Genomic DNA, 24378 nt, shown 5'->3' with positions numbered 1-24378 from the left:
TGCAAGTGCTTTTAACCCCATGTTTTATTGAGTGTTCTATTTTTATGCACCATTATGATTCATTAATAATCACATTTACACTTAACCCTATAATATTGAAGCAAAAATATTAATTTAATATTTCTGCTTCTTTTTTTAATCACTATTTCGCTTTTGAAGGTTTTATATTCACACTTAAAATTTTAATAGGATTTTTTGGCACATCTTGATGCATACCAAATCTACCAGTAGGCACTTTTGCAATTTTATCGACAACATCCATGCCTTTAGTTACCTGACCAAACACAGCATAACCAGGATTCATTGGCGCTTTATTTAGAAAATCATTATCCGCAATATTGATAAAAAATTGGCTTGTTGCTGAATCAGGCTGGTTTGTACGTGCCATGGCTAAAGTGCCACGGTTATTCTTTAAGCCATTATAAGACTCGTTCTTGATTGGAGGTCGATTCGCTTTTTCTTTCATCGATACATCTAATCCTCCACCTTGGATCATAAACCCTGGAATAACCCGATGGAAGATTGTGCCGTTATAAAAATTAGCTTTCGCATAAGTTTCAAAGTTCTTTACTGAAATCGGAGCTTTATCATTAAACAACTCGATTTCGATATCTCCTGCTGATGTTTTGATTTGCATATGCGTATTTGCTGCCAAAGACAAAGTACTCATCGCCGCAACAGAAGCACCTAACATCATTTTTTTTAACATACGCTATCCTCTTATTGATGTTTTATCTTATCTATTATTCACGAATCAATCGCCAGAAAAGATTCAATTTTTTGTTAAGCATCAAAGTATTTTTATTCGATTACTGTATATAAAGAAAAAATCCTGAGTTTCGTTTGAATCTCAGGATTTGAAAGTAAGCATCTATTAACTATTTTTATCCCAAAATCTTCTAAACTCTTTACTCATTTCAATCAACAATTTTTTAGAACGCCCTGAGACTAGCGTTAGATTAATAAATCCGTGTGTTTGATCTTCAAAATCTTGATACAACACTTTAGTGCCATTTTGACGTAATTTGTGGGCGTAAATTTTGCCTTCATCATGCAATACATCATGTCCCGCTGTAACAACATAGGCTGGTGCCAATTTTTTTAGATTACCGTATGTTGGGGAGATTAGTGGATTATCCAAAGCAACTTTATGTCTTGTCGCGTAGTATTCTGTCACATAGTCAATATCGCTGTTGGTTAATACTAAACCATCTTTATACGCAAAGAATGATGGATGACGACTTTTGAAATCTACCGCAGGATATATTAAAAATTGAGCTTGAGGCGCATAACTGGCATTTAGTGCACGTTGAGCAACGACAGCACTAATATTACCGCCAGCACTATCTCCTGCTACAGCAATACGGTTTTTTAAGATTTTAAAGTGACGGCGATTTTGATATACCCATGCCAATGCATCTTCACATGATTGAATCAATGATTGTGGAGAAACTTCTGGTGCTAAAGGATAATCAATACTGATTACTTGTGCTTTTGCATAATTCGCAATGATTCGGCACGCTTCATCATGTGTATTCACACTTCCGACAACAAACCCACCACCATGATAAAATACAATCATTGGTAGTTTTTTATTCGGAGCAGGATGATAATGTCTGGCAAATACAGTACCACTTTGTAAAGGAAGACGAATATCTTCTACATATTGAACATGAGATGATTTATGTGTGATGGATTGGATTTGATTTTCAAATTCTTTTCTTGATTTATCAATATCAGCGCCAATAAAGCCTGATTTTCCTTGTTTCAACTGTGCAGCCATCAAGCATTTTGTAAAACTATCGAGTTGAGGATAGTCATAGGGATAGCCAAGTAACTTCACTAGAGATTCTTGAACGATCTTTGGGAGTCGATCTAATGCACGTCCTGCAGAACCCTGACCATTTTCAAGTAATTGTTGTATTTTTTGATTCACGATTCCGATCCTTTTAAAAATCCGTATTCTTCATAATTTCTACACGATCAGCCATTTCATGACTATTTTGTTAACTAAGTCTACTGATCAATATACAAACTTCAATCCCATTTACGCTAATCTGACTATAGCAGTCTTGTCATTGACTATTTAATCCAACATCAGGAATTTTTTAGTTGTCCTGATTCAACATATAAAGGTGAAAGCTATGGCAATAAAAGTAATGATAATGTCATTGGCCACAGCAGTTCTTGCAGTCGGTTGTGTGGCCTTCCCTGATGATGGCCCTTATTATAATGGTAATTATGACCATCGTTATGATCGCAACTATGACCGTCAACGTTGGGAGAGAGAACGCGCACAACGTTTACATCAACAGCGCCTTGAACAAGAAAAGCGCAAACGTCAATATGAACGTCAACGCCAACAACGTGAATTAGCAGATCGACGTAATAAAGAACGTGCTGAGCATGATCGTCGTAAACAGATTGAACAACGTCAAAAGGAAATTCTAAAACAACGTCAAGCTGAACGTAATCGTTGGAATCAAGATAATAGTAAAAAAGCGATTGAAGAACAACGTAAGCGCTTAGAACAGGACCGTAAGAAGCGAGAACAGGACCGCAAGAAGCGAGAACAGGAACGTCAACACGATCGCCGAGATCGTTAAGGTTTCTTGGACTCAACACAATTGATTTAAAGTTACCTCACAAACCTAACATTCACATTTGAATGTTAGGTTTTTTTAAGTGCTGTGATTCTAAAAATAGACAGTAAAGGCATCCTATTTACTCTCTATTCTCTGCTTTTTCATAAAATTTAATCCATTATAAGCAGTTTAAATGAATTAAATTTCATTGCATTTTACTCAACAACTTGAGGGGCTTCTGCACCTTCAGCTGGGACAGCTTGAATCGGTTCAGCAGACTCTACACTTGGGTCAGCTTGTACAGCCACACCATTTTGGGTATCCATTTCAGTAGTTGCCGCTTGCGCTATTGAAGCATCTGTTTGTGTGGTCGGTTGAGTCGCTTGAGCAGTTTCAGCAGATTGGTTTGAAGTACAACCTACAGTAGCAAAACCAATAGCTGCAAATGCCAGGGAAATGAGACCTAATTTTTTCATTGTTTAATTCCTTACTTGAAACATTCAAAGTCAGAGTTAACTTTGAAGGCTTATCATTCCTGACTTTTTTATTTCATGCGTCAGTTCTTGGTTCAAGTTTCGATGACTTCAGGTTGAACTTATGAAAAAAGTGTAAAGAAAATGCAATTCAACTTTTATAGTTGAATATATCTCCTAAGCCATTTATTTAATTTATTTTTTAGTGAATATGTGGTGCGATATAAGCCCTTTTTGAAGGTGACTGAATCACAGTGTGGCTACACGGTATATCGGTTGCTTAACATTGTTACTCAGATCTCGACAAGCAAAAAAAAACTCATCCAAGGAGGTTGGATGAGCTATTAAAAAGCAAAAACAAAATAAATAGAAACTACAGCGTTAGTATCTGGTTAAAGATAATACAGTTTTGATTATTTAAAAGGAAAGACTTGTTTTATCTGAATCTATATTTTTTATATATAAAATATACACTAAATCATATTTTTATAATCTTTCTCCAGTTCATCTCCTCGTCTTATTCTAGACTTTAGATTTCTCTAAATGGATCGAAAAATTTTCATTCCTTGTTGTAAAGATGAATTTAGTAGAAATAAACATCGTTTAAGCTTGAATTATTTATAGTCGCCCACATTACCTTTGTATTGATGAATTACACACGCATGGCAGTTCAGATTAACGCAGTTAACACTGATGCCAAAGGACTGTACATGTTTAAAAACCCATTTAAGCGGAGATCTTCCATGGCAAATGAGCAAAACGAACAAACTCAGGACGTTCAAACGGAACAAACTGAACAGCAAGTTGAAAATCAACAAGCTGAAGTTGAAGTTTCTGTAGAAGACCTTCAAGCGCAAATCGCAACGCTGACTGAAAACTTAAAATATGAAAAAGCAGTTGCTGCAAATGCGAAGTATGAAGCAGAAAAAACCAAAGAACGTTTAGAGCGTGAAGCGGATACTGCGAAAAAATTTGCTTTAGAGAAATTTGCAAAAGAATTATTGGATTCAGTTGACAACCTTGAACGTGCAATTGCTGCTGCAGGTGATGAAAAAACTCCTTTATCAGAAGGTGTAGAACTCACACTGAAGTCATTATTAGCAACATTAGAAAAATTTGGTGTTGTGGCAGTTGACACTGAAAATGGTTTTAATGCTGATTTGCATCAAGCAGTAGGTATTGCTCCAGATGCAAAAGCGGGTGAGATTGGTACGGTACTTCAAAAAGGTTACACCCTTTCTGGCCGTTTACTTCGTCCTGCAATGGTCATGGTAGGCCAATAAGTCAAGAAATACGGGAGTTTGTAAAAATTTTTTAAGTTTTTAACTTGAAAAATAATGAATGGCTCTCATATCGGATAACAAGTGAAAGATCACAACAAAATTTTCGAGGAACACATCAATGGCTAAAATTATTGGTATTGACTTAGGTACTACAAACTCATGTGTTGCAGTACTTGAAGGCGATAAAGTTAAAGTAATCGACAACGCTGAAGGCGCTCGTACAACTCCGTCTATTATTGCGTATAAAGATGGCGAGATCCTTGTTGGTCAATCAGCTAAACGTCAAGCGGTAACAAACCCGAAAAATACATTATTTGCGATCAAACGTTTGATCGGTCGTCGTTACGAAGATCAAGCAGTTCAAAAAGATATTGGTCTTGTACCTTACAAAATCATCAAAGCTGACAATGGCGATGCTTGGGTTGATGTAAACGACAAGAAACTAGCACCACAACAAATCTCTGCAGAAGTTCTTAAGAAAATGAAGAAAACTGCGGAAGATTACTTAGGTGAAACAGTTACTGAAGCGGTAGTTACTGTTCCTGCATACTTCAACGATGCTCAACGTCAAGCAACGAAAGATGCTGGTAAAATTGCTGGTTTAGATGTTAAACGTATCATCAACGAACCAACAGCTGCAGCGCTTGCGTTCGGTATGGACAAGAAAGAAGGCGACCGTAAAATCGCGGTTTACGACTTAGGTGGTGGTACTTTCGACGTATCAATCATTGAAATCGCTGACCTTGATGGCGACCAACAAATCGAAGTGTTGTCTACTAATGGTGACACATTCCTTGGTGGTGAAGACTTTGATAACGCGTTAATCGACTTCTTGGTTGAAGAGTTCAAGAAAGAACAAAACGTAAACTTGAAGAACGATCCTCTTGCACTTCAACGTTTAAAAGAAGCTGCTGAGAAAGCGAAGATTGAATTGTCTTCTTCTAATGCAACTGAAATTAACCTTCCATATATCACGGCTGATGCGACTGGTCCTAAACACTTAGTGATCAACGTAACACGTGCGAAATTAGAAGGTCTTGTTGCTGACTTAGTTGCTCGTACAATCGAGCCATGTAAGATTGCACTTAAAGATGCAGGTCTATCAACTTCTGATATCTCTGACGTGATCTTGGTTGGTGGTCAGTCTCGTATGCCACTTGTACAACAAAAAGTACAAGAGTTCTTCGGTAAAGAGCCACGTAAAGACGTGAACCCTGACGAAGCTGTGGCAATGGGTGCTGCGATCCAAGGTGCTGTACTTTCAGGTGATAAGAACGACGTTCTATTACTTGACGTAACACCTTTGACACTTGGTATTGAAACAATGGGTGGCGTGTTAACTCCAATCATCGAGAAAAACACAACAATCCCTGCGAAAAAATCACAAGTGTTCTCTACAGCTGCTGATAACCAGCCTGCAGTAGACATTTCGGTTTACCAAGGTGAACGTAAAATGGCTCAACAAAACAAATTGTTGGGTAACTTCCAATTGGGCGATATCCCACCTGCTCCACGTGGCGTGCCGCAAATTGAAGTATCGTTCGACATCAACGCTGATGGTATCTTGAAAGTATCTGCGAAAGACAAGAGCACTGGTAAAGAGCAATCAATTCAAATTAAAGCAAACTCAGGTTTGAGCGATGCTGAAATTGAAGCGATGATCAAAGATGCTGAAGCGAATGCTGAAGAAGATCGTAAGTTTGAAGAACTTGCTAAAGCACGTAACGAAGCTGATGCATTAGTTTCTTCTGCTCAAAAAGCAGTAAAAGACCTTGGTGAACAAGTGACTGCTGATGAAAAAACTGCGGTTGAAACTGCTGTTTCAGAACTTGAAGCTGCAACCAAAGAAAATGATGTTGACGCGATCAAAGCGAAAACTGAAGCACTTCAAAACATCATCATGCCGATCACTCAACGTGCTTATGAAGCTGCGCAGGGTGCTCAAGGTGGTGCGCAAGGTTTTGATCCAAATGCATTCCAAGGTGATGCTGCTGGTCAACAACAAAAAGCGGACGACGGTGTTGTAGATGCTGAGTTCACTGAAGTTAAAGATGACAAAAAATAATTTGTCACTTTAAATAAAAGACCGCGCGAAAGCGCGGTTTTTTTATTTACATCTTTGAATTTTTAAATGATTATCAGATATTTGTATCTTGCATTGCAGGCATCATAATTTCTTTCACACAAGATGCTCTAGACATATTAAGCACAAAATGAACGGCAGCAACTACATCAGACACAGGAATTAAAGATTCGTCTGTTTCTTCTAGGACAGATTCTATTGTTGTATCTAGATCAAAATCAGGTGCTAAATATCCAAGATTTAACACCGTAACGCCTATTCGATCCTTTCGTATCAACTCTCTTAAGGCATGGGAAATTCCACGTAATGCAAATTTGGTAGCTGAAAACACTATTTCTTTTCCATTGTGATTGTCTAAACCCCATGTTGAACCAATGAGAATCACTTTGGCATAATCTGATTTCTGTAAATTTTCCAAAATGGATTGTATAGATAAAATACAACTGGTGATATTTGTATTGATGATCGTTTGAATTTCTAATGCTGAGATTGATGAAAAATCATAGTCATGCGTAAAAGCATCTTGTTCCCAAACACCTACATTATAAATAAATACATCTAATGCTTTATCTCCAATTACGTCTTTAATTTTCTTGCATGCTTGGACAGGATAAGCTAAATCAGTTTGAATCCACTCAATCTGGCGTGGTAGTTGTGGGGTTGAGCGTGATATTCCATAGATTAAATCATCATCATTTGGAACTAAAGTAGCTAACGCTTTTCCTAGACCATAACTGATGCCATGAATTAAAAAAGTTTTATTGATTGATGATGGCACTGTCGTTTTTCCAATTTTGTTATTAGATTTCTTATGATCAAATCTCAAGTTAGCTTGAGGTCAAGTTGAATTAAAAACACAAATAAAATAGAAAAATTAAAATGACAGTTTTTATGACGATGACCAAAATAACCTGCCTATTTTAATAAAAAAGCCCAATCTACATTGGGCTCTTTATCACGAATTACTCATCAAACGAACTTTCTAACTCTTCAAGTTCCATCATCAGTTCAAGCATTTTTTCTTCTGCTTGTGCTAATTTTCCTTTAAGCTCAGTTTGTTCATTCATCAATTTTAAAAGATCATCTTTCCGAGACGCATCATAAAGTGATGCATCTCCTAAAGCATCCTCAATCTGACCTAGACGTGGTTGGATTTTCGCAATCTCAGCTTCCATTTTTTCAATATTTTTACGAATTGGTCGGCTCATTTCACGGCGACGCGCAGCTTCTTTACGCTGTGCTTCTTTATCTACTTTAGAAACTACAGGCTTATCGATCACTTGAGATTTTACTGGCTCAGGTGCTTGCTGCCCTTGCTTCATCAACTCTGCACGTGCTTGACGTAACCAGTCTGCATAAGCGACCAGATCACCTTCAAACTCACGACATTTACCGTTATGCACTAGGAGTAATTCATCACAGACACTTGCAATTAATTGGCGTTCATGTGAGACCAACACCACTGCCCCCTCAAAGTCTTGTAGTGCCATAGTTAATGCATGACGCATATCCAAGTCTAAATGGTTGGTCGGTTCATCTAAAATTAAAACATTTGGACGCTGCCAGACAATCAAAGCCAATGCTAAACGTGCACGCTCACCCCCAGAGAAGCTTTCACACGGCGTATCCATACGCTCACCAGAGAAACCAAAACTCCCTAAGAAGGCACGTAAAGTCGCTTCACTAATCTTTTTATCTGCAATACGAGATAACTGCAACATTGGACTCGCATTACCATCTAATGCATCCATTTGATGTTGGGCGAAATAACCAATATTAAGTAATTCGGATGCTTTGCGTTGACCTTGAATTAAAGGTAAATCACCCACCAATGATTTAATTAATGTGGACTTACCTGCACCATTCATTCCCAGTAAACCGATACGGCTGGTTGGCGTGATTTGTAGTTTCACATTGGTCACAATCAGTTTGTTACCATAACCAATATCAGCACTATCCAGTTGTAACAACGGAGAACTCATTTTGGTCGGTTCACGGAAGCTAAAGGTAAAAGGCGTATCGACATGCGCAGCAGAAAGCTCTTGCATTCGTTCGAGCTGTTTAATACGGCTTTGTGCCTGTTTTGCTTTGGTTGCCTTAGCTTTAAAACGATCGATATATTTTTGCAGATGTGCACGTAGCTCAAGCTGTTTCTCATAGGCTTGTTGTTGTTGAGCTAAACGTTCACTTCGAGTACGTTCAAAGGTTGAATAGTTGCCGGTATAAAGCGTTAGTTCTTGGTTTTCGATATGTAAAATATGGTCGGTAATGGCATCCAAGAAATCACGGTCATGCGAAATCAGTACCAATGTGCCTTCATATGCTTTCAACCAGTCTTCTAACCATAAAATAGCGTCTAAATCTAAATGGTTCGTCGGTTCATCAAGTAAGAGTAAATCTGAACGACTCATCAAAGTACGCGCAAGATTTAAACGCATACGCCATCCACCAGAGAAACTTTTTACGCTAAGTTCTGACTGATGTTCAAAGAAGCCTAGCCCAGCCATCAGTTGTGATGCTTTAGACGGCGCTGAGTAGCCACTAATTTCATCAAAACGACCATATAGATTTGCCAAATCTTGATCAGACAATCCGTCAGGATGCTCAAGTTTGTGTTGGATATCCCAATACTCTTCATCACCTGATAGAACGAAATCAATCGCTTTCATATCCAGCGCTTTAATCTCTTGCGCCATATGCGCCACTGTCCAAACCGATGGTCGTGTCAATGAGCCACCATCTGATTCCATGCCTCCAAGTAATGCTGAAAACAATGTCGATTTTCCTGCACCATTGACACCTGTTAAACCAATCTTCCAACCAGGGTGAAGTTGCATAGACGCTTTTTCAAATAAAATGCGACCGCCGCGGCGAATGGTAAGTTGGTCTAACTGAATCATAGATATTCAAACAAATAAGTATTGGATGGCGCATTTTAATGGATTTCAACCAGAACAACCAAAAATTAATCCATCTTTCATCTTCATTTCATTCTTGACATAAAAAAGCCATCACTCAGGATGGCTTTTGAATCATTCAAAACTTTATGATTTAGTCAGTAAAAGTTACTTTAGCAATGGCCTTTTTACCTGCTTGAACAATCACTGTTTTGTTTTCCTTAATTGAGAATGATGCATCCACCACCTCCCAATCAACTTTTACGGCTCCACGTGAAACAGCATCTTTGGCTTGCGCTGCATTTTTAGTTAACCCTGCTGCACGAACAATAGAAGCAATAAACATTTCACCACCGAATTCACCACGTGAAATCGTCACTTCTGGCGTTCCTTCAGGAAGCTCACCCTCTGTGATGATATTCCCTGCACCTTTATGTGCATTCGCAGCAGCTTCGCTTCCATGGAAACGCTCCACTAACTCGAGCGCTAAGATACGTTTAATTTCTTGAGGGTTACGACCTTCAGCCATTTCTTTCAATAAGCCTTCGATCTCTTCCATTGACTTGAAGCTCAGCAGTTCGAAATATCGCTCAATTAAGCTGTCTGGCATTGAAAGTACTTTTTGGTACATCGCACCAGGTGCATCAAATACACCAATGTAGTTACCTAAAGATTTAGACATTTTGTTGATGCCATCTAAACCTTCAAGAATTGGTACAGTGATACACACTTGTGGCTCTTGATTATAACGACCTTGTAAAGTACGCCCCATCAGCAAGTTAAAGGTTTGATCTGTACCCCCTAACTCAACATCTGCCTCAAGCGCGATAGAGTCATAGCCTTGCACCAATGGATACAAAAACTCGTGAATCGCAATCGGCTGTTGGTTGTTATAGCGTTTAGTAAAGTCATCACGTTCAAGCATACGTGCAACCGTTTGCTGTGAAGCCAATTGGATCAGATCAGCAGCAGTTTTTTGAGCAAACCATTCTGAGTTAAACACCACCTTAGTTTTATTTGGATCAAGAATTTTGAACACTTGTTCCTGATAGGTTTTCGCGTTTTCTAAGACTTGCTCACGTGACAATGGTGGACGAGTTGCACTTTTACCTGTTGGGTCACCAATCATCGCAGTGTAATCACCAATCAAGAAGAATACTTCATGACCTAAGTCTTGAAACACTTTAAGCTTGTTAATTAATACCGTATGACCTAAGTGTAAGTCTGGTGCTGTAGGATCAAAACCCGCCTTAATTTTCAAAGGACGATTCAATTTTAATTTCTTCAGAAGATCTTCTTCAGAAATAATTTCATGTGTGCCTCGTTGAATGAGGGCAAGTTGTTCTTCAGCAGGCAGGAAATTTGACATCACAAAACCCAAATACATCTGTTGTTCAATTTGTGCGATATACTAACACTTTTTCAGCACAATGCAGGCTTAAGAATAATCATGACTACAATCTACATTGGTGTAATGACTGGCACGAGTATGGACGGCGTCGATTTTGTAGCCGCTTCTTTTGATCCATTACAGATCCATGCAACGCTGACATTAGCCTTTGATCCAGATTTACGTGATGAACTGATGGCACTTACTTTGCCAGACGATAATGAAATTGACCGCATGGGTAAGGCTGATGTCGCTTTAGCACAGATGATCGGTCATGGAGTCAATCAACTTATACAAGAAAATAATCTCGATAGAACTCAAATAAAAGCCATTGGATCTCATGGTCAAACGATTCGTCATCGTCCCGAACATGGATTTACCCTTCAAATTGGTGATCCCAACATTATTACTGAAATCACTCAAATTCCTGTGGTATCAGATTTTAGACGCCGTGATATGGCTGCTGGTGGTCAAGGTGCACCTCTAGTGCCAGCATTCCATCAAGCCTTATTTCAGCATCCGACGATACACCGTGTGATCTTAAATCTCGGTGGAATTGCCAATGTCAGTATGTTACCTGCGGGTGATCCTAAAGGCGTATATGGCTTCGATACAGGACCAGCCAATATTTTGATGGATGCTTGGTGTGAACGTTACACAGGTCAGCCTTATGATGAAAATGGCAATTGGGCTGCTTATGGTACGCCTATTCGCGCTTTGCTTGATCGTTTGCAATCACATGACTTTTTCTCGAAAGAACCGCCAAAAAGTACTGGTCGTGAAGACTTTAATTTGGAATGGTTGGATGAACAAATTGCCGATTGGCGTAGCGATGTTGAATACGATGAACTTGAAGATACGCCTGAAAATATTCAAGCAACGCTGATGAAACTCACGACACGTGCCATTAAGAAAGCCATTTATCGCTCCCCTATGGACACAGGCGAAGTTTATGTCTGTGGGGGGGGTGCATACAACTCACAATTATTAGAACAATTACGTTGGCGTTTACATAAACATGAGTGGAGTGTTCAAACCACAGCAGATTTGGGATTAGCACCGACTTGGGTGGAGGCGACCGCTTTTGCGTGGTTGGCTATGCGATTTGTAAACCAACTTGCTGGTAATTTACCTGAAGTGACAGGAGCTCAAGGAGATCGAGTTTTAGGAACGATCACTGCGGTTTAAATGAAGAATCGATGTATCCACTATCCTGAGTTGATACATCGATTTACTTAAACAGGTGCAAAATTCAATTTTGAAAGTGGCGAGTTTACAGCAAAAATTCGATGTCTACATTCAGTAAAGCCATTTTCCCTTAAACGCTGAAGATGCATATTTAGATAATCCTCTGCATCTGCTTGACTTTCAAATAAGTAAATTCCACCTGCTTCTTTGGACGCTTCATTTTCAGTCCAAATTTTCCAAATCAAGCCTTTCTCATTTGCTATTGAATCCGCGAGTGTTTTGAAACTTTCAAACATTTCATGCCCCCAAGGTCCATCATAGGGAAAATCAATTTGTAGAATAATCGCCATTCAACTTTTCCTTATATACGCGCATCTTTGATTAAGTCATCAATAGCTTGTGTTAATTTTTCCAATGCCACATGACCAGAGCCTATGATTTTGACATTGTCTCCATGACGTATCGCAAAACTTGGGAACCCTTTTATGCCCCAACTTCGATTAAGCTTGAACTCTTCATAGGTCGCTGCTTGGGTCTCAGGTAATTCAAACAACGTTGAGAATACGTCAAAATCCAGCTCAAACGTTTCACATATACTTCGATAATATTCAAGCTCGTTCGGATCTTCACCATCCACATAAAATTTATATTGGATTGCTGAAAAAAATGCCAAAAGTTTTTCATCATGATGATCATGGTCTTGCCAAAGTTGTCGAGCAACGTAAACAGCACGTGCTGAAGGCTCGGTATCATAGTTAAAATGTGCTCTTTCTAACAATTTTTCAGTGAAAGGTTGTTTAGTCAGTCTCTGAATATTTTTCCATTCGGTGCGTAAAAAATTCTTGAAAGTATCGGTCCAAGCATCACCTCCGCCAGGTCTTAAACCACCGCTAATCACTTGAAAGCCAACACCATGCTGAATTGCATATTCACGCGCTTGTTTAATGATATTTGAACTTCCCCAACACCATGAGCACATTGGGTCACCCACATAAATCAGGCTGAGGTCAGATGCTACATTGACCACTGCATTTTGGTCTTTTTCCAATTCGGCTACTGAACAAGTACCGGTTTCTAAATCACAATTCATTGTCATTGCTATGTCCTCAATTTGCTAAATCAGATCATTTGCTACATCTGATCGATTGACTTAACCTAGCGGTTCTATAATGATGTGAATAGACAATAAAAATGAAAGGTGGTGTTCGATTTTATGAACAGCTTACCCTACTCAATCGATGACCTATATTGGTTCGTACTGATTGCAGATGCTGGAAGTTTATCTGCGGCAGCAAGACGTTATGATATTGCTAAATCCACGTTATCCAATCGACTTTCAAGACTTGAAGAATCCTTAAATATTAGATTATTAAATCGAAATACCAATTCAAGCTCACTGACTGATGCTGGGAAGATTTTCTTAAAAGAAATCTCCCCCCTATTTCATCAGATTGAATCTCTGACGAATGATCTCACACAATTAGAAATACAACCCAAAGGTCGAATTCGAATAGCTGCTTCGGGAACTTTTGGAAAATTGGTGGTATTGCCTTTAATCTCTCAATTTTTAATTGAATATCCACACATTGATATTGAAATTGATTTGAATGACACTAAAGTTGATTTGATTTCTGGAGGATATGACTTAGCCATCAGACTTGGTGATTTAGCAGACTCTACACTCCATGCTCAAAAGGTTGGACAAGTTCGAAGAATTTTATGCGCCAGTCCAACCTATCAAATGCGTTGTGGCATTCCTGAACACCCAGAGCAACTGTGTGATCATCATTTTATCTCGCATAACCGCGAGCTGTCCAAAATCAAACTTTTCAAAAACGGTACGATAAAAAAATTTAAAATTTATACCCATTTGATGGTGACACCATCCGAACATGCTCTCGCTGCTGTAGAAGCACATTTAGGTATTGCCGCCGTTGCAGAAATCCAAGTGGCCCATCAATTAGTCAACTCAACGTTGATTCATATTTTACCTGAATGGTCTCTAATCCCTGAAGATGTCCACTTGGTTACTCCGAGCTTAAGCTATCGGACCTTAGCTTTGAGACTTTGCTTAACGTTCTTAAAAAAACAAATCCCAATACAAATACACCGTTTAATCAACCCATAATATTGTCAGACAATGAACGACCTTCTTTCACCTAGAACTGACCCGTTCAGCCCTAGTCCTATCATCCAAATTTGATAAAGATATGTAAAGGAAAGAGGATATTGATTATGGACAAACAACAACGAATCACTGAGTTTCAAAAAGGTAATCTTATTTTTGATGTAATAGACAGCGGTCCAATCGATGGCACTCCAATTGTGCTATTACATGGTTTTCCTGAAACATCAAAAATTTGGAAGCATAGTGCCGAAATACTAAACCAACATGGTTTTCGCACCTATGCGTTAAACCAACGTGGATATAGCTTAAGGGCTCAACCGAAAAAACGCGCAGATTATGCCATTCAACATTTAGCAGATGATGTAAATGTTTTACTCGACTTAATTGGAGAGCCTTCATATATCGTAGGACACGACTGGGGCGCAGTCGTTGCTTGGGAAGTTGCTCTACGTTATCCTAATAAAATTAAACATTTGACCGCGATCTCCGTCCCTCACAAAGCAGCATTTATGCGGGCTTTTTACAGCAGTACACAACTTTTTAAATCCTATTATATGGGACTATTTCAGCTTCCATGGATACCTGAGTTGCTCTTTAATAAAACACCTCAAATTGGCGAGGCTTTATTAAAAAATTCTGGGATGACAGTTGAACAATTAAATGACTTTAAACAAGAAATGATTATAGAAAAACGGCTCAGCCCATCACTCAATTGGTATCGAGGTTTACCTTTTAGCTCTAATAAAACGCTATTCAATAAAGTCAAAGTTCCCACTTTATTTATTTGGGGCAAAGATGACGTTGCAATTGATGCTAAAGGGGTTCAGTTCAATCAAAATTATGTTGAAGGTCCATATACGGAAATTCATTTAGAGGCGAATCATTGGATTCCAGTTCAAAATTATCATGAGCTGACTGATTTAATTCTGAAAGAACAGCACAAATTATCATAAAAAAAGCCCGCTTAGCGGGCTTTTTTTGCTGCATATTAAATTGAGAATGAAGATCCACAACCACATGTCGTTGTCGCATTAGGATTTTGCACGATAAAGCGAGATCCTTCCAAACCTTCGACATAATCAACAACTGAACCAACGAGATATTGATAACTCAGTGAGTCAACAAGCATCTTCACATCACCATTCACAAATTCAGCATCGTCTTCATTTTGAGATTCAGCAAAATTGAATCCGTAAGAAAAACCAGAGCAACCACCACCTGTCACATATACACGTAACATCAAATCTTGATTTCCTTCGCTCTCACGAAGTTGACGAACTTTATTCGCAGCATTGTCAGTCAGCTCAAGTGCTTGGGCAGTCATGATGGATTCCTCAAAAAATTAAATAGGCTTTGAAATTAAAAGACCATATATCAAGTATAACATACTCAATATATGGTCATAACTCGAACTTTAAAGTTTATTCAGAGTAAATTTATCGGATTTAAATGTAACGTCCTATGAACTTATTTGTAGTTCTCATCCTGCAAGCTACATTCAAAGTTTGTCGGTTCATTCTTACAACGGAACTGCCAAAGTAGTTTCATCATTTGTTTGTTGTAAACTCCTTGTTTAGTAAGTGCAATACGAGATTCACGCATCAATTTTTGATAACCAGGTTTATCTCCAGCTGGAACATTCATCCAATATTTAGCCGGAATATCCGCTTTCATTTTGCCTAAAATTTGATTCGCACGTGGTAATTGTGTTTTCACCCAATCGCGCGATTTCTGTCCGAAACCTTCCGGGAATTTATCATGACGAATGATGATATTACCGGTCACTTGGAGAATTGGATAATTAACAATTGCACCTTTCGTTCCTAGCCCTTTATGAAGTTCTAAAGGACGGAATACCGCTGCTGGTGCACCAATAATATCAACTTGGCCATTATTGAATTTACTACCAAAATTAGTGACATCAGAACTCACTGCTTGCGCACCAATTTGCTGTACCATAATTTTTTGTGCCTGATCATAATCAAGTACGGCGATCTTTTTTCCCGCAGCTTTAGCAACCGTATTAATACTACGATCACGCACCATTAAATAAGCATCGCCAACAGGAATCACACCTGCAACTTCATAGTTGCCATTTTTCATATGCTTTGCAAAGGTTGGACTTGCTAAACCTTGCATAACTTTGACAGCTAAATTGAGATTAGTAATCGCACCAATGGCATCTAAAGAGCCAGTGAAATTATTAAACTGACGACCGCGCATCCCTGTGATACTTACACCGTCACATTTACCTGCTTTGAAATCTTCAGCAATTACGCCTTCATTTTGTCCGACTTTAAGCTCAATATCAGCTCCCCACTGCTTAGCAGCAAGTTGATAGTCTTTCATTAACGCATAGACATCGCCGTTTTTCCCGACGAGATCAAACACGCAGATGACTTGCTTTGCTTGTGAAGCCGTTGCAGCAATCATTAAACCTGCTGATAGTAATAATGTTTTGGTTAAATTCATTTTATTGTTTCCTATTCCTTCTTTCTTATAGTCTCGAATATCCCATATCGAACACCTTAAACTTCAGTGTCAGTGTGTTGAACTAAAATGAGATTACACGATCCAATTGTGTAGATACTGATCCTGAGATGCTGTATGTATATGGTTTTTAGATACAGATCATTTAAATAGTACTTATTGTGATTAAAGCATACTTTTTTCTTATAAATGTGCATTGGCGAAAATGACATAAAATGAATAAAAAAAATCCTAGACCAGGTCTAGGATTTTTTCTTTAGAAATCAGAATTATTCACCACCAAGTGAACATTCGAAGTTGGATTTATCGACAGAGCAACGTGCTTTCTTAAGAACAGACATCATCTCTTTGTCATAAATACCTTGTTTAGTGAGATCCATACGACCATCACGAAGTAGTTTTTGATATTTCAGCTTTTCTTCAGCTGAGAATTGCAATTTGTATTTCGCTGGAATTTCACTTTCTAAACGCTTGATCATTGCGTAGCTTTTCGGCAAGTTTTTCACAAACCAATCACGTGATTTTTGACCAAATCCTTCAGGGAATTTTTCAGGGTTCATTACAAAGTTAGCTGTAATATGTACAACAGGGAAATCAAACATTGCCCCTGTATTACCTAAACCTTTATAAATTTCAAGAGGCTTATAGGCATATGCTGGTGCACCAACCATATCCACCTGACCATTATTAAACTTCGCAACGAAGTTGGAAACATCAGATCCAACCGCTTGAGCACCTACACGTTGCACCATAATTTTTTGTGCAGGGTCATAACTTAATACTGCGAATTTCTTACCAGCGGCTTTTTCAATAGAATCAATTTTTTTATCACGCACAAAAATATATGCAGCGCCAAGTGGTGCAATACCAGCCACTTCATATTTTTTCCCACCAAGATTTGTGACCATCTTTGCAGCATTACGTTTGTCTAAAGCAAAAGTAATCGCACGTTGTGCAATTGCATTTGAAGGCGCACCACCTAAAGAGTCAATCGAGCCTACAAACTTGTTATATTGACGAGAACGCATCGCTGTTAAGAAAACAGCATCACACTTACCTGCTTTGAAATCATTATCGGCTACAGCCTCATCCTGACGTGGAATCAGATTAATATCTGCCCCCCAACCCTTTGCTGCCAATGCCCATTCCTGAGCCATTTGGAACGATTCACCAGACTTACCGAGTAAATCAAATACACACACATCAACCTTTGCTTGAGCAGTTGAAACCATACCCATGGTTGAAGCCGCCAATAAAGCCAGAGTTGTTTTTTTCATTCTTAGTTCCTTTTAAGCATTTAAATGGATTCTTTTCCATGACAAAAATTTTAATCACTCTCCATTTAAAAAAATAGAGCTATTGCTCTATTTTTTATTATTCAATTATAACTTATTGAATTTTATGATTTTAATTATTTATTAATTTCGTAAATGCTTATTTAATTATCTGTATATTTCATATAATAAATAAAATATGTGACTTAAAGCACATCATTTTATTGAAATTAATTCCAAAAAAATGACTTAAGATTTTAGATTAATACAAAAAAAGCACTCCTAAGAGTGCTTTTTTTAACTTATAGCATTAAGCATCAATATCTGCATTCAATGCATTCTCTTCAATAAATGCACGACGTGGTTCAACATCATCACCCATGAGACAAGAGAACATGCGATCTGCTTCAATTGCATCATCAATCGTCACTTGAAGCATATTACGATTTTCAGGATCCATCGTGGTCTCCCAAAGCTGCTCAGCATTCATCTCGCCCAAGCCTTTATAGCGTTGGATCATCATGCCACGGCGTGAATCTGCCAATACTTGTTGCCATACTTGATGGAAGTTAGCAACATTGACTTTACGCTCACCTTTTTGCAAATAAGCCCCGTCTTCAAGTAACGTAAACCAACTCTTTGAGTTTTGAAGTAAACGTTTATATTCACCTGAACCTAATAAACCAGCATCTAATAAATAGTGATGAGGAAGGTTGTGTACATACACTGTTAAACGTGGCCAGTAATGTGTTTCACGTGAACCATCTGCGAGTTCTTTTTCGAATGCTTCGAGCGTGAATTCAGGTCTTAAGCTTGGCTGTTGTGTTTCAATTGCTTGACGCAATTGCTCTGCCCAAGACGTCACATAAGCTTCATCTTGATTTTGATCTAATTTAAAAGCATCTAAACCAAGTAAAGCATCCAATAAAGTTGCAGGATAACGAATCGTTAATCGCTGTAAGCTTTTTTGTGATGTCTGATAATCTGCAATGACTTTTGCAAGCGCTTCACCTCGAATCGCAGGTGCGTCAGCACTGATATGTAATGCCAACTCATCAATTGCATTCGAAATTAAATATGTTTCAAGCGCATCATTATCTTTAATATACTGCTCTTGCTTACCTTTCTTTAATTTATAAAGTGGTGGCTGAGCAATATAAATATGACCACGTTCCACTAATTCCGGCATTTGACGGAAGAAGAAAGTTAATAACAGCGTACGAATATGTGAACCATCCACGTCCGCATCGGTCATGATAATAATTTTGTGGTAACGTAATTTGTCTGGATTATATTCTTCACGACCGATACCACAACCTAATGCCGTAATCAGTGTTCCAACTTCAGCAGAAGAAATCATCTTGTCAAATCGAGCACGTTCCACATTTAGGATTTTACCTTTAAGTGGTAAAATCGCTTGCATTTTACGGTTACGACCTTGTTTCGCTGAACCACCTGCTGAATCACCTTCGACAAGATATAGTTCAGATAAAGCTGGATCTTTTTCTTGGCAGTCCGCCAATTTACCAGGAAGACCTGCTATATCAAGCGCACTCTTACGGCGAGTCATTTCACGTGCTTTACGCGCCGCATCGCGTGCACGTGCTGCATCAATAATTTTACCCGCAATCGATTTTGCTGCAGCTGGATTTTCAAGAAGATATTCTGAAAAAGCTTTATTCATTGCTTGTTCAACAGCAGGTTTTACCTCACTCGATACCAATTTTTCTTTGGTTTGAGAGGAAAATTTTGGATCAGGAACTTTCACTGAAACAATTGCTGTTAAACCTTCACGTGCATCATCACCAGAAACCGCAACCTTCTCTTTTTTGAGTAAGTTTTCGTTTTCCATGTAGTTATTAAGGCCACGAGTTAAAGCAGCTCGGAAACCAGCTAAGTGAGTACCACCATCTTTTTGAGGAATGTTATTGGTAAAGCAACGTACGTTTTCTTGGTACGTATCATTCCATTGCAATGCAACTTCAACACCAATGCCATTATCAGCTTGCGTGGTAAAGTGAAAAATATCGTTAAGATGCGTTTTTCCTTCGTTAATGTATTTAACGAATTCTGATAAACCACCCTCATAATCAAATACATGTTCTAAACCAACACGTTCGTCACGTAGAACAATTCGAACGCCCGCATTTAAAAATGACAGTTCACGTAAACGACGAGCTAAAATATCGACATTGAAAATGGTCTGACTGAATGTTTCAGCACTTGGATAAAAACGTACACGTGTACCCGAACGATCTGTATCGCCCACCACCTTTAAAGGGTATTGAGGGTCACCATGGCGGTATTCTTGTTCATGAATTTTACCAGCACGATGAATTGTGAGTTCCAATTTACTAGACAAAGCGTTTACAACTGAAACACCCACACCGTGCAAACCACCAGAAACCTTATAGCTGTTGTCATCAAACTTACCACCCGCATGAAGAATGGTTAAGATCACTTCAGCAGCAGATACACCTTCTTCAGGGTGAATATCTGTGGGAATACCACGACCGTTATCTGCGACAGAAACAGATTCGTCTTCGTGAATGGTAACCAGAATTTCATCACAGTGACCAGCAAGGGCTTCATCAATCGAGTTGTCCACCACTTCAAACACCATATGGTGTAAACCAGTACCATCATCCGTATCACCAATATACATGCCTGGACGCTTACGTACTGCGTCTAAACCACGTAATACCTTGATGCTAGAGGAATCATAAGCCTTTTCAATGGTTTGTTCTGTTTGAGAAGCAGCTTGATCTTCTGAACTCATGGTTACTCCCTAGTGAAAAAAAGGTCTATCCAAAGATGGAGAAAACTTCAAAAAATTATTGCACAACAACTTGAACAGAACCGTTTTCAACATTGAATAATTGATAAGAAATAGACAAATCATGTAAATGCTTTTGTACAGATTCATGGTCTAAAGTGGTAATGAAAACTTGACTACCAAGTTGGCTCAATCGCTCAATTAAACGTTGTTGTGCGGTTATATCTAATTCTGCTGTCACATCATCTAATAATACCACAGTTTCCTTATTAGACGCATGCAACATTGCGATCTGTGACAATTTTAAAGCCATGATTAATAATTTTTTTTGCCCCCGTGACAGTACGGCATCTGCATCTCCTGTTGGGGTTTTTAACTTTAAATCTGCACGGTGTGGACCATATTCTGTATAGCGTCTTTCGCAGTCTTTTTGATGATACAAAATCAAGTCTTCAGCCAAGCCATGTTCCACATGAAAGCCTGCTGCATACTCCATATGGATCTCGATATCTGGTAATAGCGTTTTAAGATCTTGCTGAAAAAATATCTGCCACTGTTCAACAATAGCCTGACGTTGTAAATGTAATATTTCACCGTACTCACTAAGCATTTTGTTCCATGCTTCTAAATCTTGCAGCGTCAGATTACGTTTTGATTTTAATAAGCTGTTTCGTTGTTTTAAAGCTCTAGAATAAAATTGCCATGCATAATAAAAATCTGGTTCCACGTGAAACATTAACCAATCAAGCAATTGTCGTCTTGGTTTAGCGCCGTGATCAATAATATCTGTACTCAGAGGGTCAATAAGCTGTAATGGTAAAATTTTGGCTAGCTGTCCCTGCGTAGCAATACTGTCCCCATTCACTTTAATATTTTGCTCACCTGTAATGAGCTTTTGCATACCAATCTTTTCAGTAGCAGACTGTGCAAATACAATCGCATCTTGCATTTGATTTTGAATGTAATGTTTAGGAATATGTGTACGAAAAGATCGACCAGTGGCCAATAAGTGAATTGCTTCTAATATAGACGTTTTTCCTGAACCATTTTGTCCATAAAAAACATTAAACGGTTGCAACTCTTGGAGTGCAACCGCTTTTAAATTTCTCACACGCTGGATATTTAAACGCGTAATGAACATGACCAGATTAAACTAAATCAAAAACAACATTAAACACGCATCGGCATGACGACATAAGTTTGATCTTGATGAGCAGGATCTTGAACCAATACAGATTGGTTTGCCTCAGTCATTGTCATTAATACATCATCACCATCCAACACATTCAATACATCCAAAATGTATTGTGCGTTGAATGACATTTCCATAGGTGCATTATTGTATTGAATCGCAAGATCTTCAACTGCCTCATCTTGCTCAGGGTTATTGGCACGAAGTTGCAGTGAATCTGGATTGAAGTTTAAAAATACACCACGTAATTTTTCGTTACTCAGAATAGCAACTCGCTGTAATGATTGTTTGAAAATATCATGTGCAATCGTAACTGTTTTATCACCGCCACGAGGAATAACACGTCGATAATCAGGGAATTTACCATCAATTAATTTTGTAGTAATACGAACAGTAATATCACCCTGCTCTTTATCACGGCTTGGAATTGTCAAAGTAACATTCAGCAGTTCACGACCAATTAACAACGAGAGTTGATTATCTTCGATACTCAATAGACGCTGTAATTCACCGACCGCTTTACGAGGCACAATTGCTTGCACTAACTGCGAAGCATTCGAACTGGCCAATGTTTCACAAAGAGCAAGACGATGTCCATCTGTCGTCACTGCACGAAGCTGATTTTCATCAATTTCAAGTAAAGTACCTGTAAGATAAAAACGGACATCCTGAACAGCCATCGCAAAAGAGGTTTTTTCAAATAAACGTTTTAGTTCACGTTCAGTGACCTGAACTTGAGTCCCTTGACTATTTTCAGTCGTTAATAAAGGGTAATCCTCAGCAGATAATGTTCCTAATACAAAGCGGCTATTACCAGATTTCAAAATACAACGCTGGTCTTCTGTGATTTGTAAATCAATCAGTGCTGCTGTCGGTAAAGATTTACAGATATCCATCAATTTACGTGCGGGTACTGTGGTTTGACCTGCTTGTAAACATGCTCCCTCTAAAAGCGTTGTACTCGCAACAAGTTCAACTTCAAGATCGGAACCTGTAATCGTCAGTGCATCTTGAGTAACCTGAACTTTGACGTTTGAAAGAATATTTAACGTATGGCGACGTTCTACAGCACCTACAACATGAGACAAAACATTGAGTAAGCTTTCTTTCGCGATCTTCAAACGCACGATGGATTTCCTCTAAAAAAAGTATATCGACGACAGACTAAAACACTTTTAATCATGTACTATGCGGCAGAATATGCCGCATTGCAAGAATAGAATTTAAACAGATTTAGCTTTGTAATAAGCGCATTAAATTTTTGTAATCTTCATTAAAGATAGGATCTTCAGCACACAAACTCTGCACTTTTTCACAGGCATGCATGACTGTACTGTGATCACGACCACCAAATGCCATGCCAATTTCAGGAAAACTATCGCCCGTTAATTCACGCGCAAGCCCCATTGCTAACTGACGTGGTCGAGCATAAATACGAGTTCGTTTAGGTCCAACCAGCTCTTTCAATGGGATACGAAAATATTCACTGACTACACGCTGAATATTTTCGGTGCTAATGGTACGAGCACGAATCGCAAGAACATCTTTCAGTGATTCACGCACCACATCTAAGTCGATTGGTGTCCCTTTAAAACGAGAAATCGCGACGACTTTATTTAATGCACCTTCAAGTTCACGTACGTTTGCCACAACCTGCTGTGCAATAAAGAGCGCACAGTTACGAGGCAAATCGATACCATTACTTTCAGCTTTTTTTAGTAAAATCTCAATTCGAGTTTCAATATCAGGCGGTTCTACACCTACCGATAACCCCCATGAAAAGCGAGATACCAAACGAGGATCTAACTCGGTCAACTCTTTAGGATAGCGATCTGAGGTTAAAATAATTTGTTTAGATTCATCTAATAAGGCATTAAACGTGTAAAAAAACTCAACCAAGCTGGCTTCTTTACCTGCAAGTAAATGAATATCATCCACTAAAAGTAAGTCTAATGAACGGCAATTCTTTTTAAATTCTTCGACTTTACCTTGTTGAAGTGAGCTCACAAAATCCTGAACAAAACTTTCAGCAGTCATGTACATCACACGAGCATTTGGTTTAGCTTGTAATAAAGCATTACCCACTGCTTGCATCAAATGTGTTTTACCTAAACCGGTCGGACCGTACAAAAATAACGGGTTATGTTGAGGTTCGCCTAACTGAGTTAATACTTTACGGCAGGTTTCTGCCGCCATCTGATTTGAACGCCCTTCGACGAACAATGCAAAATTAAACAGCGGATTTAATAATCGTTTTTTTGATGTTTTTGCATTTTGCTGGTCATTGCTTTCTTTTTTTGCTCTGACTACAGGTGCTGCTGCTGAAGACTCAAGCGCTGCAGTTGTTGTCGCTGGTTGCTCTGAAGCAGATAAAATCGCGCCTGGTCGTGAGTCGACTAAAATTTCAACTTTACAAACACGTCCTTCAGACATTTGTTCTGCAAGAATGCTAATTAATTCTAAATGATGTTCTTGAATATAGCGTGTCCAGTAAGGATTAGGTGCATAAAGCTTTAAAACACCATCTACCTCTTCGGCAACCAATGGACGTATCCACATTGCAAAGACATTATCTGAGAGCTCTTGTCGCAAGCGATTTAAGCAGTCTGTCCACAGCAT

General features: G+C 38.6%; 21 protein-coding genes. 6 read left to right on the top strand and 15 right to left on the bottom strand.

The window, feature by feature from the left end; genetic code table 11:
* Window positions 1-142: 142 nt before the first annotated feature.
* Window positions 143-709, bottom strand: a complete 567-nt coding sequence (locus tag AC1M85_RS00105) for a peptidylprolyl isomerase (protein ID WP_481589581.1) — start codon at window positions 707-709, stop codon at window positions 143-145.
* A 165-nt stretch (window positions 710-874) separates the two neighbouring features.
* Window positions 875-1945 carry an alpha/beta hydrolase gene (locus tag AC1M85_RS00100; RefSeq protein WP_035269477.1) on the bottom strand — a complete coding sequence of 357 codons (1071 nt, stop codon included), beginning with the start codon at window positions 1943-1945 and terminating at the stop codon, window positions 875-877.
* Between the two features lie 199 nt (window positions 1946-2144).
* Here AC1M85_RS00100 and AC1M85_RS00095 point away from each other — a divergent pair, with 199 nt between their 5' ends.
* Window positions 2145-2606 carry a hypothetical protein gene (locus AC1M85_RS00095; protein WP_488213328.1) on the top strand — a complete coding sequence of 154 codons (462 nt, stop codon included), beginning with the start codon at window positions 2145-2147 and terminating at the stop codon, window positions 2604-2606.
* Between the two features lie 194 nt (window positions 2607-2800).
* Here AC1M85_RS00095 and AC1M85_RS00090 read toward each other — a convergent pair whose 3' ends face one another.
* The gene (locus tag AC1M85_RS00090; protein ID WP_180029016.1) at window positions 2801-3061 is read right to left on the bottom strand and encodes a molybdenum ABC transporter substrate-binding protein; all 261 of its coding nucleotides are present in this window, start codon (window positions 3059-3061) and stop codon (window positions 2801-2803) included.
* Between the two features lie 740 nt (window positions 3062-3801).
* On the opposite strand from AC1M85_RS00090, the gene grpE reads away from it, so the two are divergent.
* Window positions 3802-4341, top strand: a complete 540-nt coding sequence (gene grpE / locus AC1M85_RS00085; protein WP_035269471.1) for a nucleotide exchange factor GrpE — start codon at window positions 3802-3804, stop codon at window positions 4339-4341.
* 118 nt (window positions 4342-4459) lie between these two features.
* Window positions 4460-6406: a molecular chaperone DnaK gene (gene dnaK / locus AC1M85_RS00080; protein ID WP_092768678.1), complete on the top strand. Its 1947-nt coding sequence runs from the start codon at window positions 4460-4462 to the stop codon at window positions 6404-6406.
* 73 nt (window positions 6407-6479) lie between these two features.
* On the opposite strand, the gene AC1M85_RS00075 is transcribed toward dnaK, so the two are convergent.
* The 3 genes from AC1M85_RS00075 to tyrS form a co-directional block, all read right to left on the bottom strand.
* Entirely contained in the window at window positions 6480-7202 is a 723-nt protein-coding gene (locus AC1M85_RS00075) for an SDR family oxidoreductase (protein WP_488213327.1), read from the bottom strand.
* Between the two features lie 184 nt (window positions 7203-7386).
* Window positions 7387-9324 (bottom strand): ATP-binding cassette domain-containing protein, encoded by a 1938-nt coding sequence (locus AC1M85_RS00070; RefSeq protein WP_488213326.1) that lies wholly within the window; start codon window positions 9322-9324, stop codon window positions 7387-7389.
* A gap of 151 nt (window positions 9325-9475) precedes the next feature.
* Complete coding sequence (tyrS, locus tag AC1M85_RS00065; protein ID WP_488213325.1) at window positions 9476-10708, bottom strand: tyrosine--tRNA ligase; 1233 nt, start codon at window positions 10706-10708, stop codon at window positions 9476-9478.
* Between the two features lie 63 nt (window positions 10709-10771).
* Between tyrS and AC1M85_RS00060 the strand changes: the two genes are divergently transcribed.
* Complete coding sequence (locus AC1M85_RS00060; protein ID WP_488213324.1) at window positions 10772-11899, top strand: anhydro-N-acetylmuramic acid kinase; 1128 nt, start codon at window positions 10772-10774, stop codon at window positions 11897-11899.
* Between the two features lie 47 nt (window positions 11900-11946).
* Here the strand turns inward: AC1M85_RS00060 and AC1M85_RS00055 are convergent, their stop codons facing one another.
* Together AC1M85_RS00055 and AC1M85_RS00050 are read right to left on the bottom strand one after the other, a co-directional pair.
* Entirely contained in the window at window positions 11947-12249 is a 303-nt protein-coding gene (locus tag AC1M85_RS00055; protein ID WP_481589586.1) for a monooxygenase, read from the bottom strand.
* An 11-nt stretch (window positions 12250-12260) separates the two neighbouring features.
* Entirely contained in the window at window positions 12261-12995 is a 735-nt protein-coding gene (locus tag AC1M85_RS00050) for a DsbA family protein (protein ID WP_488213323.1), read from the bottom strand.
* 117 nt (window positions 12996-13112) lie between these two features.
* Here AC1M85_RS00050 and AC1M85_RS00045 point away from each other — a divergent pair, with 117 nt between their 5' ends.
* Window positions 13113-14027 (top strand): LysR family transcriptional regulator, encoded by a 915-nt coding sequence (locus tag AC1M85_RS00045; protein ID WP_481612123.1) that lies wholly within the window; start codon window positions 13113-13115, stop codon window positions 14025-14027.
* 107 nt (window positions 14028-14134) lie between these two features.
* Window positions 14135-14980 (top strand): alpha/beta fold hydrolase, encoded by an 846-nt coding sequence (locus AC1M85_RS00040; protein WP_488213322.1) that lies wholly within the window; start codon window positions 14135-14137, stop codon window positions 14978-14980.
* Window positions 14981-15015: 35 nt separating this feature from the next.
* On the opposite strand, the gene erpA is transcribed toward AC1M85_RS00040, so the two are convergent.
* The 7 genes from erpA to dnaA all read right to left on the bottom strand — a co-directional run bounded on the left by erpA (window position 15016) and on the right by dnaA (window position 24378).
* Complete coding sequence (gene erpA / locus AC1M85_RS00035; RefSeq protein ID WP_035268624.1) at window positions 15016-15351, bottom strand: iron-sulfur cluster insertion protein ErpA; 336 nt, start codon at window positions 15349-15351, stop codon at window positions 15016-15018.
* A gap of 143 nt (window positions 15352-15494) precedes the next feature.
* A complete protein-coding gene (locus tag AC1M85_RS00030; protein WP_488213321.1) occupies window positions 15495-16499 on the bottom strand; it encodes a putative solute-binding protein in 1005 nt (334 codons plus the stop codon).
* Between the two features lie 287 nt (window positions 16500-16786).
* Window positions 16787-17794, bottom strand: a complete 1008-nt coding sequence (locus AC1M85_RS00025; RefSeq protein WP_035268618.1) for a putative solute-binding protein — start codon at window positions 17792-17794, stop codon at window positions 16787-16789.
* Window positions 17795-18101: 307 nt separating this feature from the next.
* Entirely contained in the window at window positions 18102-20570 is a 2469-nt protein-coding gene (gyrB, locus tag AC1M85_RS00020) for a DNA topoisomerase (ATP-hydrolyzing) subunit B (protein WP_035268615.1), read from the bottom strand.
* 55 nt (window positions 20571-20625) lie between these two features.
* Window positions 20626-21708 (bottom strand): DNA replication/repair protein RecF, encoded by a 1083-nt coding sequence (gene recF / locus AC1M85_RS00015; protein WP_481590914.1) that lies wholly within the window; start codon window positions 21706-21708, stop codon window positions 20626-20628.
* A 29-nt stretch (window positions 21709-21737) separates the two neighbouring features.
* On the bottom strand, window positions 21738-22886 hold the full coding sequence (gene dnaN / locus AC1M85_RS00010; RefSeq protein WP_180028822.1) for a DNA polymerase III subunit beta: 1149 nt from the start codon (window positions 22884-22886) through the stop codon (window positions 21738-21740).
* 106 nt (window positions 22887-22992) lie between these two features.
* A complete protein-coding gene (gene dnaA / locus AC1M85_RS00005; RefSeq protein WP_481611137.1) occupies window positions 22993-24378 on the bottom strand; it encodes a chromosomal replication initiator protein DnaA in 1386 nt (461 codons plus the stop codon).

It is taken from the genome of Acinetobacter sp. 24-47-64, assembly GCF_057737055.1.
This window is presented reverse-complemented; position numbering and strand designations above follow the sequence as displayed.

Bases quoted from the DNA above. Each gene is read 5' to 3' on its own strand.
- AC1M85_RS00105 (WP_481589581.1), bottom strand. From the start codon at position 709: ATGTTAAAAAAAATGATGTTAGGTGCTTCTGTTGCGGCGATGAGTACT.
- AC1M85_RS00095 (WP_488213328.1), top strand. From the start codon at position 2,145: ATGGCAATAAAAGTAATGATAATGTCATTGGCCACAGCAGTTCTTGCA.
- AC1M85_RS00090 (WP_180029016.1), bottom strand. From the start codon at position 3,061: ATGAAAAAATTAGGTCTCATTTCCCTGGCATTTGCAGCTATTGGTTTT.
- grpE (WP_035269471.1), top strand. From the start codon at position 3,802: ATGGCAAATGAGCAAAACGAACAAACTCAGGACGTTCAAACGGAACAA.
- dnaK (WP_092768678.1), top strand. From the start codon at position 4,460: ATGGCTAAAATTATTGGTATTGACTTAGGTACTACAAACTCATGTGTT.
- AC1M85_RS00070 (WP_488213326.1), bottom strand. From the start codon at position 9,324: ATGATTCAGTTAGACCAACTTACCATTCGCCGCGGCGGTCGCATTTTA.
- tyrS (WP_488213325.1), bottom strand. From the start codon at position 10,708: ATGTATTTGGGTTTTGTGATGTCAAATTTCCTGCCTGCTGAAGAACAA.
- AC1M85_RS00060 (WP_488213324.1), top strand. From the start codon at position 10,772: ATGACTACAATCTACATTGGTGTAATGACTGGCACGAGTATGGACGGC.
- AC1M85_RS00055 (WP_481589586.1), bottom strand. From the start codon at position 12,249: ATGGCGATTATTCTACAAATTGATTTTCCCTATGATGGACCTTGGGGG.
- AC1M85_RS00050 (WP_488213323.1), bottom strand. From the start codon at position 12,995: ATGACAATGAATTGTGATTTAGAAACCGGTACTTGTTCAGTAGCCGAA.
- AC1M85_RS00045 (WP_481612123.1), top strand. From the start codon at position 13,113: ATGAACAGCTTACCCTACTCAATCGATGACCTATATTGGTTCGTACTG.
- AC1M85_RS00040 (WP_488213322.1), top strand. From the start codon at position 14,135: ATGGACAAACAACAACGAATCACTGAGTTTCAAAAAGGTAATCTTATT.
- erpA (WP_035268624.1), bottom strand. From the start codon at position 15,351: ATGACTGCCCAAGCACTTGAGCTGACTGACAATGCTGCGAATAAAGTT.
- AC1M85_RS00030 (WP_488213321.1), bottom strand. From the start codon at position 16,499: ATGAATTTAACCAAAACATTATTACTATCAGCAGGTTTAATGATTGCT.
- AC1M85_RS00025 (WP_035268618.1), bottom strand. From the start codon at position 17,794: ATGAAAAAAACAACTCTGGCTTTATTGGCGGCTTCAACCATGGGTATG.
- gyrB (WP_035268615.1), bottom strand. From the start codon at position 20,570: ATGAGTTCAGAAGATCAAGCTGCTTCTCAAACAGAACAAACCATTGAA.
- recF (WP_481590914.1), bottom strand. From the start codon at position 21,708: ATGTTCATTACGCGTTTAAATATCCAGCGTGTGAGAAATTTAAAAGCG.
- dnaA (WP_481611137.1), bottom strand. From the start codon at position 24,378: ATGCTGTGGACAGACTGCTTAAATCGCTTGCGACAAGAGCTCTCAGAT.